The sequence below is a fragment of the Nonomuraea terrae genome, assembly GCF_044465245.1.
Classification (GTDB): domain Bacteria; phylum Actinomycetota; class Actinomycetes; order Streptosporangiales; family Streptosporangiaceae; genus Nonomuraea; species Nonomuraea terrae.
The window spans coordinates 94977-106817 of sequence record NZ_JBITLL010000003.1 but is presented as its reverse complement, the minus strand read 5'-3'; the positions used below and the strand labels follow the sequence as shown (position 1 = coordinate 106817).

The 11841-nt window shown below is 71.6% G+C and carries 11 protein-coding genes and 1 pseudogene; 3 read left to right on the top strand and 9 right to left on the bottom strand.

Annotated elements, in window-relative coordinates; genetic code table 11:
* Positions 1–2: 2 nt before the first annotated feature.
* Positions 3–785, bottom strand: coding sequence for a DUF2625 family protein (locus ACIBP6_RS12905; RefSeq protein WP_397051694.1), 783 nt, complete (start codon positions 783–785; stop codon positions 3–5).
* A 112-nt stretch (positions 786–897) separates the two neighbouring features.
* Positions 898–1827: an SDR family NAD(P)-dependent oxidoreductase gene (locus ACIBP6_RS12900; RefSeq protein ID WP_397051692.1), complete on the bottom strand. Its 930-nt coding sequence runs from the start codon at positions 1825–1827 to the stop codon at positions 898–900.
* Between the two features lie 126 nt (positions 1828–1953).
* Between ACIBP6_RS12900 and ACIBP6_RS12895 the strand changes: the two genes are divergently transcribed.
* Positions 1954–2535, top strand: coding sequence for a TetR/AcrR family transcriptional regulator (locus ACIBP6_RS12895; RefSeq protein WP_397051691.1), 582 nt, complete (start codon positions 1954–1956; stop codon positions 2533–2535).
* Positions 2536–3093: 558 nt separating this feature from the next.
* On the opposite strand, the gene ACIBP6_RS12890 is transcribed toward ACIBP6_RS12895, so the two are convergent.
* The 4 genes and pseudogenes from ACIBP6_RS12890 to ACIBP6_RS12875 all read right to left on the bottom strand — a co-directional run bounded on the left by ACIBP6_RS12890 (position 3094) and on the right by ACIBP6_RS12875 (position 7757).
* The gene (locus tag ACIBP6_RS12890) at positions 3094–3804 is read right to left on the bottom strand and encodes a hypothetical protein (protein ID WP_397051690.1); all 711 of its coding nucleotides are present in this window, start codon (positions 3802–3804) and stop codon (positions 3094–3096) included.
* Positions 3805–3899: 95 nt separating this feature from the next.
* A pseudogene (locus ACIBP6_RS12885) lies at positions 3900–5535 on the bottom strand (IS1182 family transposase).
* Positions 5536–5737: 202 nt separating this feature from the next.
* On the bottom strand, positions 5738–6748 hold the full coding sequence (locus ACIBP6_RS12880; RefSeq protein ID WP_397051689.1) for an alcohol dehydrogenase catalytic domain-containing protein: 1011 nt from the start codon (positions 6746–6748) through the stop codon (positions 5738–5740).
* Between the two features lie 139 nt (positions 6749–6887).
* Entirely contained in the window at positions 6888–7757 is an 870-nt protein-coding gene (locus tag ACIBP6_RS12875; protein ID WP_397051688.1) for a helix-turn-helix transcriptional regulator, read from the bottom strand.
* A 128-nt stretch (positions 7758–7885) separates the two neighbouring features.
* Between ACIBP6_RS12875 and ACIBP6_RS12870 the strand changes: the two genes are divergently transcribed.
* Positions 7886–8845 (top strand): ArsR/SmtB family transcription factor, encoded by a 960-nt coding sequence (locus ACIBP6_RS12870; protein WP_397051687.1) that lies wholly within the window; start codon positions 7886–7888, stop codon positions 8843–8845.
* A gap of 1 nt (position 8846) precedes the next feature.
* On the opposite strand, the gene ACIBP6_RS12865 is transcribed toward ACIBP6_RS12870, so the two are convergent.
* The gene (locus ACIBP6_RS12865; protein WP_397051686.1) at positions 8847–9284 is read right to left on the bottom strand and encodes a MarR family winged helix-turn-helix transcriptional regulator; all 438 of its coding nucleotides are present in this window, start codon (positions 9282–9284) and stop codon (positions 8847–8849) included.
* A 59-nt stretch (positions 9285–9343) separates the two neighbouring features.
* On the opposite strand from ACIBP6_RS12865, the gene ACIBP6_RS12860 reads away from it, so the two are divergent.
* Positions 9344–9874: a hypothetical protein gene (locus tag ACIBP6_RS12860; RefSeq protein WP_397051685.1), complete on the top strand. Its 531-nt coding sequence runs from the start codon at positions 9344–9346 to the stop codon at positions 9872–9874.
* Between the two features lie 7 nt (positions 9875–9881).
* Here ACIBP6_RS12860 and ACIBP6_RS12855 read toward each other — a convergent pair whose 3' ends face one another.
* Together ACIBP6_RS12855 and ACIBP6_RS12850 are read right to left on the bottom strand one after the other, a co-directional pair.
* Complete coding sequence (locus ACIBP6_RS12855; protein ID WP_397051683.1) at positions 9882–10787, bottom strand: 2-dehydropantoate 2-reductase; 906 nt, start codon at positions 10785–10787, stop codon at positions 9882–9884.
* Positions 10788–10894: 107 nt separating this feature from the next.
* Positions 10895–11728 (bottom strand): helix-turn-helix transcriptional regulator, encoded by an 834-nt coding sequence (locus tag ACIBP6_RS12850; protein WP_397051681.1) that lies wholly within the window; start codon positions 11726–11728, stop codon positions 10895–10897.
* Positions 11729–11841 lie beyond the last annotated feature (113 nt).

Sequence of the window (11841 nt, the reverse complement as noted above, 5' to 3'; positions counted from 1 at the left end):
CCTCACACGTCGCCGAGAAACCCGGGGCCCGGCAGCCCGGACCGGTCGCGGAAGCTCGCGTTGAGCCCGAGCAGCTCCCGCATCGGGACGGGGCTGCGGGTGGCGCCCCCCAGGTCGGCCATGGCCTCCTCCGACCACAGGAAGGGGTAGAAGGCGACGCCCTGGTCGTGGGCCAGGGCGGAGACCTCGTCGCGCCAGCCCGGCCAGCGCAGCCCGTCGTAGAAGAGGTCGAGCCGGCCTGACAGCAGCCAGGTCAGCCACGTGCCGTAGCCCATCTCCATGGCCTCCCACTCCAGGGAGTCGGGGGCGAAGTAAAGCATCTGGCCCGGCACGCCCGGGCGTCCCGCCGCCGCCGGGTCGGGCCCGTTCAGCACGAAGACCCCGCCGAGCACGTCGTGGGCCACGACCAGCCCGTCCGGCGGACGCCACGCCGGGTCGAACGCCTCGGGGAAGCCGTTCACCCGCGCCAGCCCCGGCAGCGCGCCCGCCGTCGTGCCGCCGAAGACCCGCAGCCACCCGCCGTCGAGCACGAGCCCGCCGCAGTGCAGAGCCATCGCGCCGAGCGCCGATCCGGCGCCCACCTGCAGCTGCAGCAGGCAGGCGCGGCCCTGGCCGGGGTCGCCGGGAAGGACCTCCAGCGGTACGGAGGTCCTGGCGAACTCCTCCTGTAACACCGGCCAGGCCGGCTCTGCCACGTCGATCAGTTCACCGAGCTCTCGCATCCGGACATCCTCCCAGCCGATCAGGCCGGCCACGACGGGCACCGCCACGTCGTGCCGTCCCATGCGACGGGGAACGGCACCGCGTTGGGCAGCGGAGCCCCCACGTTCTGTGCCTCCGCCTGGCGCGGGCACGGCGGCCGTGCGTGGCCGGTCATGCCGCGACTCTACGGCGGCGTCACAGCCCCAGGAGCTCCGACGACACCTTCCAGAGGCGGGCGGCGGCGTCGGGATCGACGGCGTGCGGCTGCACGCCGGTCGCCACGTGGGGGCCCGCGGCCACGGCGGCCTCGGCGCAGTCCTCGAAGTAGCGGCCGGACACGCCCTCGACCAGCGGTGAGGCGGCCAGCAGGACGGACGTGGCCGCGCCCTGCTCGGGCGTCCGCCACTCGTACTCGTCGAAAACGGCCTGCATCTCCGGCGTGAGGTGGGCATGGCGCTGGAGCCCCGTACGGATGCCTCCCGGGTTGAGCGAGTTGGCCGTGATGCCGTCGTCCGCCCAGCGCACGGCGGCTTCGACGGCGAAGAGCACGTTCGCGGACTTGGACTGGGCGTAGGCCGCCCACGCCTCGTACGGGCGGCGTTCGAAATGGAGGTCGTCGAAGACGACCGGCGCCCTGCGGTGGGCGTTGGAGCTCACCGACACCACCCGCGCGCCCTCGGCGGCGGCCAGCGCGCCGTGCAGCCCGAGCGCCAGCCGGAAGTGGCCGAGGTGGTTGGTCGCGAACTGCAGCTCCCACCCCTCACGGGTACGGCGCAGGTCCGGCACCGCCATGATGCCGGCGTTGTTCACCAGGATGTGCAGGGTGCCCTGCCACGAACGGGTGAAGGCATCCACCGAGGAGGGGTCGGTCAGCTCCAGCGGGGCCACGGTGAGGTCCGCGCGGCCGGTCGCCGCGGTGATGCGGGCGGCCGTCTCGCGCCCCGCCTCCAGATCGCGCACGGCGAGCGTGACCTGCGCGCCGGCGGCGGCCAGCGCGCGGGCCGTCTCGACGCCGATGCCGGAGGCGGCCCCGGTGACGACGGCGCGCCTGCCGGACAGGTCCACCCCGGCGAGAACCTCGTCGGTGGTCGACTTCGGGCCGAAAGGAGTGGTGACAAGGGACATGGTGCGATCCTCTGCTGGAACCGTGCCCGGACACGCGGGCACGATAAGATAAGCGGAGCAAGCTCCGGAATGCGCTCCAGATTATCCGGAGCATGCTCCGCTTGCAAGCAGAGAAGGAGACCGTGCATGTCCGACACCCCTCCGCGCGCCCGGCGGGCCGACGCGCAGAGGAACCGCGAGCGTGTGCTGGCGGCAGCCGTACGCGCCTTCTCCGAGCACGGTCCCGAGGCGAGCGTCAACCTCGTCGCGAAGGAGGCCGGGGTCGGGATCGGCACGCTCTACCGTCACTTCCCGACGCGTGAGGCGCTGATCGAGGCGGCCTACCGCAACGAGCTGACCGCCGTGTGCGACGCGGTCACCGGCGTGCTGGAGGCTCATCCGCCGCTGGAGGCCATGCGGGTGTGGATGGATCGGTTCCTCGACTACATGACCACCAAGATCGGCATGGCCGACGCGCTGCGCGCGGTGATCGCCTCCGGCGGCGACCCGTACGCGCAGAGCCGCACGCTCCTCGACGAGGCCATCGGCCGGCTGCTGACCGCCGCACGGGAGGCCGGGGAGATCCGTGCGGACGCGGACGCGGACGACGTGCTCATCACCCTGAGCGGGATCGCGCTCGCGGCGGGCGCGCCGGAGCAGCGGGAGCAGGCGCGGCGGCTCGCCGGCCTGCTGATCGACGGTCTCCGCTACCGGCCCGGCCGAGGATGACCTGGCGACGGAAGGGCCGGTCGGGACGGCGGCGCGTACCGTGATCGCAGCTCGGTCAGTGCCTGGTGCCCACTCCGGAGAACGGCTCGCGGTGGCGTGCCGCCGTTCTCGGGCCCGGGTGGGCGTCGGTGACGTGCTCCAGGCCGGCGCCCGGTGACCGGCAGGCGCGGGTTGACGGCCTTCTCGGGAGCTTGCGTGTCGCTCCCGCTCGGGCCCGGGTGGCGCCGGTCGGGCGCCGTTCCGGCCCAGGCCGGTCAGGCCGCCGGGATGGCGGCCTCGCAGGACACTCGCATGACAAAAAGGGTCAGGTCTGTCCCGGCCGGTCACCGGCTCTTCGGCGTCGCCCGCCAGGGCCTGGGCAGGCTCGGCCCTGGGCTGCGACACATCCGCCGCCGAGCGGGGCCGGGGCAGGACCGGCCCCCGCGGCGACGCGTTCCCCCGCCCGATGAAGGGACGCTGTTGGCGAATTGGGTTTCGTGCCCTGGGGTGCCGTTAGTCGACATGTCACGGGCCGCATAGGGGCATGGAACGTCCGCCGCTTGGTATGGATGAGTCCATTCACCAGCTCAGCAACTTCGGACGTCCGGCCGGAACCGTCAGCCGGTCCTGCAGCATCCGCACGCCCAGCGGGACCAGGGCCACGCAGAGCAGGCCGGTGACCAGCACGTCGGGGATGGAAGAGCCCTTCAGCACGCCCATCCACGTGCCTCCTGCCAGCAGCAACATCGCGGCGCGGGCGGTGCCGAAGACGCCTGAGCGCCAGGCGGCGACGGCCAGGAGGAGCGAGCCCGCGTACTGGCCGACCGAGGCCCAGACCGGTACTCGCCACGGTCCGTAGGAGATATCGACGTATTCCTTCATGATCGCGTTCGTCGCCTGGTCCAGTCCGAGGACCTCGGTGAGCTGGAAGGCGGTCTGGTCGGCACCGGCGAAGTACAGGCGGGCGAAGAGCCCGGCGACCAGCAGGGTGGCGCCCCAGAAGGCGAGGCCGCCGCCAACCCGCTGAGCCAGGGCGACGAAAGCGGGGAAGAGCACCAGCGCCCCCAGCGCGAAGATCGCGTAGGCGAGGGTGAGCAGGGCGGGATCCGAGGCGTAGGCGAAGAGCTGGCCGTAGGCGGCGAACGGCTGCGCCTCGGCCCAGGCCTGCTGCTGAGGGGTGAGAGCGGTGATCGTGCTCAGGTAGCGCAGCAGGTATCCGGCGCACAGGACGACCGGGCCCAGGACGAGCGTCGCGCCACCGATCCACCGTCCAGGAAAGTAGGTGTTCACGACGGTGAGCTTGTCAGGGGCGAGCCGGGTGACTCATCTGCCGATCGTCACCCGGCACCCCCTACGAAAGTTAACGCGGCTAACGGCACCCCGGCCTACGCAGCGAGCGCTGCGAAGTGTGAGGTCCTCGTCGGGGCGAGGGGCACGCCCATCAGCCACGCGTCGATCCGCGTAAGGTTGATCGCTGCGGCGGTGAGCAGATGCTGGAGATGGGTCTTGGCGGTCCCGCGGTAACGGGACCGCCGCAGGCTGAAGCCTTTGACGCCTTGGGCGATGGTGCCCTCGATGCCTTGCCTGTGGGCGTAGCGTTGCTGCCATTCGTCGGTGCTCTGCCTGACCCGCGCGCGTTGCAAGGCTTCGTGCTCTTCCCGTGGGCGCAGGGTGATGCGCCGGCCTTTGGCCCCGCGGGTGCACAGGTCGCGGCTGGGACAGTCCTTGCAGTCACGCATCGAAAAGCGCAGCCGGATGACCGGAGTTCCGCCCTGGTCGACCTCGTTGACCCAGGGCAAGCTGGTGGCCCCGGCGGGACAGATCATGACGCGGTTGTCCCAGTCGATGGTGAAGTCACTGACGGCAAAGCCGTTGCCCTCGGCGCTCTGCCAGGCGTTATCGGGCATCATCGGTCCCAGCAGCTCGATGCCGCGGCGACCTGCTCGCGCGAGGTTGTGGGCGCTCATGTAGCCCCGGTCAGCCAGGTGCACCGCCGGCGTCAGTTCACGCGTGGCCAGTGCCTCGTGGACTTGTTCGGTGGCTTCGTAGTCGCTGCCGGGCGATGAGGCGGTGATCACGTTGGTGATCAGATGTGGAGCGTCGGTGTCGCACGTCTCGGTGAGGTGCACCTTGTAGCCGTCCCAGTGGGAGTCGCGCTTGGTTCCGGTTCGGGCGTCGCCGTCGTAGGGCGATATCTGGCGGATCGTGCCTGGCGGCTGCTCGTCAGGGGCCCGCCAGCGCAGGTGATCGTGGATGGTGACGTACTGCTGGATCCACACGTGGCGTAAGTTCTGCACCGCGGCGATGTCGCGCAGCCATGCAGGTGCGCTCTCCGAGTAGACCGCGCGCAGCACACCGTACCCATCAGCTCCGATCTCGTGGCCGAGCTGGATGCGCTCGGCCTTGTTCTTCGGCAGCCGAAAGTCCTCGATGCGCGCCTCGTACCGGTCGAACCATCCGGGTTCGGCCTGGGTCAGCAGCCAATCCGGCGCTGCCACGGCCAGCGCGTTCAGAGCGGCTCGTGCTGTTTCGTGCACCTGCTCCAGCCGGTTCATCGTGCGCGTGGCCATGAGCACGTGAGTGGAGTCGGTGCGCTGTCGGCCGCCGGCTCGTAGCAGCCCGGCGGTGTCGGCACGCTCCAGGATCGTGTCGAACAGGCCCTGTTCAAGCGATCCCGTGATCAGGCGATCACGGAACTCGCTGAGCACCGAGTAGTCAAAGCCGGCGTCGGTCAGCTCCAACCCGAGTGCGTACTTCCAGTCGATGCGCGCGCACGGCCTCGGCCGCCTGCCGGTCGGATAATCCCTCTCCGAACTGCAGGATCGACACCAACGCCAGACGGGCAGGGGACAGTGCCGGGCGACCGCGGGTGGAGAAGGCTGCCGCGAAGTCCGCGTCCTCAAATAGGACGCCCAGCGCATCCCGTGTTCGAATCGCCAGGCTGCCGTTCGGGAAGGCCGCCCGGGCCACCGCCAGAGTGGCGGCCGGGATCTGGTCTGAACCAGTCGAACGCAGCGACACCCACGACTCCATCCGTGAGCAGGAACAACGATAGCGGCCCCATGATCGCGGATGTGATCATGAGGCCGCTGCTTTTTGATCTACTTCGCCAACGGTGTCATGAAGGACAGCGGGGGGCGACGGGACGGTGACGCAGGTGCCTCGTCGCCGGGTGTGAAGGCGGCGGGACCGCCCTGACGGGCGGTCCGTCGCCGGGGTGGTGTCAGTCGAAGGTGATGACACGGCGGTTGCCGCCGGCGCCGCTCGCCATGGCGTCGAGCGCCGCGGGGGCCTCGTCCAGGGTGATCGGCGTGACCGGCGGGAGGATGCCGTGCTGCGCGGAGAAGGCCAGCGTGTCGCGGGTGTCGTGCGGCGAGCCCGACGGCGAGGCCATCACGTGCAGCCGGTTGAGCACCATCGGCTGGGCCTGCAGGGTGAGCGGCGTGTTGTCGTAGCCGCAGAGCACGAGCGTCCCGTCGGGCGCGAGCCCGCCGAGCACGGCCGCGGCAGCCGCGTTGGACGGGGCGGCGTTCAGGATGACGTCCGCGCCGCCGTCCCACGCCTTGAGCGCCGCGGCGGCGTCGGTCTCGCCGCCGGCGATGTACAGCTCGGCGCCGAGCTCCTTGGCGCTCGCCTCGCCGCGCGCCGAGCGGCCGACCACCGCCACGCGCGCGCCCATGGCGAGCGCGTACCGGATGGCGAGCGCGCCGACGCCGCCGGCCCCGACGACCGCCACCCGCGAGCTCGGCGTGGCCCCCGCCCTGCGCAGGCCGTTGAACGCGGTCAGCCCCGCGCACATCAGCGGCGCCGCGGCCACCGGGTCGAGCCCGGCCGGCAGCGGCGTCACGAAGCCGGCCTTGAGCAGCGCGTACTCGGCGTAGCCGCCGTCCTTGACAATGCCGGTGATGCGCTTGGACGGGCAGAGGATCTGGTCGCCGGAGACGCAGTAGTCACAGTGCCCGCACGAGTCGTACAAGAACTGGCCGCCCACCGCGTCGCCCACGGACAGGCCCGACACGCCGCTGCCCACTGCGGCCACCGTGCCGGTGATCTCATGGCCGGGGATCACCGGGAATCGCGCGAACGGGAAATGCCCACGGATCAGGTTGAGGTCCGTGAAACAGACGCCGCAGGCCGTCACCTTCACCACGACCTCGTCGGGACCCGGCTCAGGGACGTCCCGTTCGGTCAGAGTCAGCGGGGCGCCCACGGCGGTGGCGAGTGCTGCACGCATATCGATTCCTCCTCGGCCAAAGCTGATCGGAGAGACTCCGGTCACCGTTCTTCTGGGATGTCAGGGGTCATGCCCCGCAGATCCGCCTCATCCAGCGTGCCGCACCCGTACCGCGCCGAAGACGATCAGCCATGGGTGGTCAACCCCAGCTTGGGACCCTGCCGAACGCGGGCCCACGGGTGTGCCGCCACACCTGCGCCGGATCGAGCTCCCGCAACCGCGGGACGATCGAGGGGTCGTCCGGGACGAACCAGAGCAGCCGCTGGGCGGCGTCGACCGTGATGATGTTGTTGCAGATGACATGGAGGACACCGAGGACCGGATTGACGATCCGCTTGTCCTCCTCGTGGCGGACCCTCACCTCCCGCGCCTGCCACAACCCCGCGAACTCGGGACTGGCGCGCAGCAGGTGACGGACCAGGTCGCCGCTGACCCGGTCGGAGGGCCCGCGCCGGCCCACCGCGGCCCGCAGGTCGGAGACCAGCAACCGGGAGTGGTAGTCGTGCTCGTCCGCGGGATAGAGCACGCGGGTGTCAGGGTCGGTGAACCAGTGGTAGATGAAGCTGGACTCGATCCCGCTCAGCCCCGACTGCGGCCCGACCAGCACCTGCGCGGCGTGGTTCTGCACCACGACCTGGTGCATATCGGTGATCACCATGGCGGGGGTGTCGTCGAGCCGCTCCATGAGCTGGCGCAGCGCCGCCTGCGTCTGCAGCGGCTCCGAGCCGAACGGCGGCGTCCGCCCCGCCAGGTAGAACAGGTGGTCGGTCTCGTCGCCGTCGAGCCGCAGCGTGCGGGCCAGCGCGTGCAGGACCGGATCGGACGGGTTCTGCCCGCGGCCCTGCTCCAGCTCGGAGTAGTAGTCGACGGAGATGCTGGCCAGCCGCGCCACCTCGTCGCGGCGCAGGCCGGGGACCCGCCGCCTTGAGCCTGGCGGCAGGCCGACGTCGTCGGGGCGAAGCCGGCCTCGGCGCGACTTCAGGAACGCCCCCAGTTCAGCGAGATCCACCGTGTCCCCCGTCGTCCCCCGTCGTTCTGCTTTCCCTCGGGGCCCCACTGTAGTCATGCCCGCGAAGGCGTCGAGATCGTTCCGCGCGCGATGTCCGCCGGCCGCCCATGGATGTAGCGTACGGCTTGATGATCAGCTTCGAGCTCAGCGTGGAGGACCTCGCGGACACCCGCTTCGCGATCTCGCCGCTCCACGAGACGATCTTCAGCCTGCGGGTCCTGCGCGACCCCGGCCTCCACGCACTGCACCTGCCGTGGCGCAGGTCGGCGCTCGCCCGGCTCGACCCGGCCGACGCCGCCCTGCTGGTGTCCGTGGTGGGGGAGAAGCTCGCGCTGCCCGACTTCCTCACACCCCGGCCCGCCGTCTTCGCGCCGTCCTTCGACGAGGAGCTCGCGATCGTCCGGCGTACGGCCCCGCACGTCGTCCGCCACGACCTGGAGGCCGCGCTCGTGGCCGGGCCGCTCCCCGAGGACGACGCCGCCGCCGGCCGGCTCCGCGACGCCGTCTGCGACGCGCTGGCGCGCTTCTGGGAGCCGTTCGTCGCGCCGCTGTGGCAGCGGATGCGGCTGCTGCTGGAGGCCGACATGACCTACCGCGCCCGGCAGCTCGCGTTGGGCGGCGCGCGGCTGCTGTTCGCCGACATGCATCCCAACCTGCGCTGGCACGAGGGGGTGCTGCACATCGACAAGATGATCGGCAGGCATCACGTCGTCGTCTCCGGGCGCGGGCTGCTGCTGATCCCTTCGGTGTTCGCCCACAAGCCGGCCCCGCCGGTCAGCGCGGGGGAGCCGCCGTCGCTCGTCTACCCCAGTCGCGGGGTGGCCACGCTGTGGGAGGCGGCGCCGTCCGCCGGCCCGTCCGCGCTGACCGCGCTGCTCGGCGCGCCCAGGGCGCGGCTGCTGCGACTGCTCGAGGAGCCGCTGCCCACGGTGGAGCTGGCCCGCCGCGTGCGGGTCACCCCGAGCGCCGTCTCCCAGCACCTGCGCGTCCTGTACGCCGCCGGCCTGGTCACCCGCGCCCGCGACGGCCGTCAGGTCCTCTACCGCCGCAGCGCCCTCGGCGACGAGCTGGCGGCTCCCCGCCGATGAGTCACTCGGTCTCCGACAGGCGCGCGGTCTGGGCCTTGAGCACGGCGATCGTGTTGACGACGTAGTCGGCGATCGCGGTGAGCTCGCGCTCGTCGTACTTCGTCATGAGGGCGCTCATCTCGCGGCCGAGATCGGCGAAGATGGCGCCGAGGTCGGGGGCCCCGCTGGTCTCGGCGCAGACGAGCACGCGACGGCGGTCGCCGGGGTCGGGCACCCGCCGTACGTAACCTGCCCGCTCCAGCCGGTCGACCAGCGCGGTGATCGCGCTCGCGCCCAGCCGCAGCTCCGCCGCGAGCGCCCCGGCGGGCAGCGGGCCGTTCCTGGTGATGATGCTCAGAGCCTTGTGGTCGGCGGCGTTGAGGCCGAGCCGCCGCGCGACCGCCTCGTGGAAGAGCACCACCGCCGTGCTCAGCTCCCGGCCCAGCTCCGCACCGTCCATCAGCCCTCCGGTATTTCGATGAAGTGAATATTTCACTGTATTGAAGTAGTCTCCGTCGCATGAGTCTACGTACCGGCTTACTCCTCAGCCGCGAGTCGGCGCGCTGGGGGCTGCGTTTCCACGGACGGCACGCCGGCATGATCGTCGGGCTGTCCATGATCCCCACGGTGCAGCGGTTCGTCGCGGTGGCCTGGGGAGACGAGCTGCCCGCGGCCGCCGGCGTCGCGGGCGAGGTGCTCACCGGCGCGGTCCGCGCGCTGCTGCTCTTCCTGATCTGCCGCCTGGCCCTCGTCCGCGACCCCGAGGTCGCCGGGCTCGGCGAACGCCGGCAGCGGGTCGCGTGGTTCGTCGATCACCGGCGGGCCGACTTCCTGATCCAGTTCGCCGTCCTCGGCGCCGCCTTCGCGCTCTTCGACCTCGTGCCCGGCCTGGCCATCCAGGCGCTGGCCCCGGAAGACGCGCGCGAGTGGGTGACGGCCGTCGTGGTCGCGATCAAGAACCCGACCGTGATCGCCTTCACCTTCGTCTGGATGGCCGGTGTCGCCCGCCACATGATGCTGGCCGCCCCGGAGCCCGTCCACGCCCGCTGACCGGCGCTCAGCTCGCCCTTGTGGCCGAAGCGTTGATCTCCAGAGCGCGCAGCAGGGTGAGCAGCGTCTGGTTGAGCGGCGTCGGAACGCCGTGCGCGGAGCCGAGGCGGACGACCGCACCCGTGATCACCTCGTGTTCGGTCGTCCGTCCTGCGACGCGGTCGTACAACATGGACGTCCCGGCGTCGGGGGACAGGCTGTCATAGAACGCCATCGCCCACGCCACGTCCTCGCCGGACAACGTCGCTCCGGCCGCCGCCCCCACCGCCGCGGTCTCCGTGAGCAGGCCCTCGACGAGCGCGCGGACCTCCGGCTCGCGCAGCACGCCGATCCGGCGCAGGGTCAGCGCGGTGACCGGGTTGGCGCCCACGTTGATGAGCAGCTTGCGCCAGGCGGCGGTGGTGAAGTCGGGCACCGTGCGCACCGACAGCGCCGAGCCCGCCAGCAACGCGGCGAACCGTTCGGCGTCCGGGTCCGGCGGCAGCTCCACGAGGTTCTTCTCGCGGTGCAGCACGTGGCCGCGGGCGATCGACTCCGCGTTGACATAGACCAGTGCGGGCAGCACGGGGGTGTCCGGCGGCAGCAGCGGCGCCAGCCGTTCGCGCTGGTCGACGCCGTTCTGCAGGACGACCACGACGGTGTCCGGGCCGGTGAGCGCGCGCAGCCAGGCCGCCGCGCCCGGGGTGTCCTGGGCCTTCGTGGCCACGAGCACCCAGTCGGCGGGCCTGGCCGTGCCCGGCTCGCCGACCACGTCGAGCGGCGGCCGGTGCAGCTCGCCGTCGCGCTCCACGACCACCTGCTCGGGCCGGGTGCGTACGCACAGCTGCACGTGGCCGCCGTTCTCGGCCGCGGCGGCCGCGACGACGACGCCGATGGCCCCCGCCCCGATGACCGCGATCTCCGGTCGTGCCATGTCACCGCCCTCCCGGGTTCGCCGCGCGTCCCGACACGTCTGGGGATCCTTGCCGCAGCAGCCTAGACAGCGGCCCCGGCACGAAGAAGGGGTTCACAACCCCAGGCTCAGACATCGGCCAGCGCCTCCAACCGGCGCATGGCCGCCTGGGAGGCGGGATCGGCGGCCGGGAAGAGCACGTGCAGGAACCGGTCCCGGTCCTCGGGGAAGGTCACCACCTCCACCTCCAGGCTGATGCGGCCGGCGACCGGGTGCACGATCGCCTTGCGCTCGCGGACCACGCTCGTGGCCACGTGGCAGTTGTCCCAGATCCGGGTGAAAACCGCGCTCTTATCCCTCAGCTCGCGCAGGAGCTCGGCCGTGCGCGGGTCGTCCGGATACCTGCCGACGTCCATGCGGAGCATCCCCACCAGTCCCGCCACGGCGTTCTCCCAGTCCTCGTGGCTGCGGCGCGCCTCCTCCGACAGCAGCGCCCAGCGCACCGCGTTCCGCTCGCGCGCCGGCAGCGCGTAGAAGTCGGTGAGCAGCACGCGCGCGGTGCGGTTGGCCGCCAGGACGTCCATCCGCCGGCCCGTGAGCACGGCGGGCACCGTCCCGAACGACTCCATGAGACGCAGCATCCCCGGGCGTACGTGCTGGACCCCCGAACCGCTCTGCCGCGCCGGACCCGCGTGCCCCCACGCCAGGTCCCACAGGTGCTCCCTGGCCGGGGGATCCAGCTGCAGCACGTCGGCGAGCGCGTTCAGCACGCTCTCCGACGGCGCGATCTTCCGCCCCTGTTCGAGCCGGGTGTAGTAGTCGACGCTCATCCCGACTCGCTGTGCCACCTCTTCGCGGCGGAGCCCCGGCACCCGCCGCCGGGCGGCCGGGATGCCCTCCCCGTCAGGCACCACCGTTGCTCGCCGCGTGCGCAGGAATTCCCCCAGCGTGACCGCTTTCACCGTATTTCACCTGCCTTGTCGTCCCCGTTCGTCCCAAAGAGTAGCTCTGCGGGTCCTATGAACGATGGGCGCATCCTCGTCCTCCTATGACGTTGATCTCTCTGCTTGGCTGG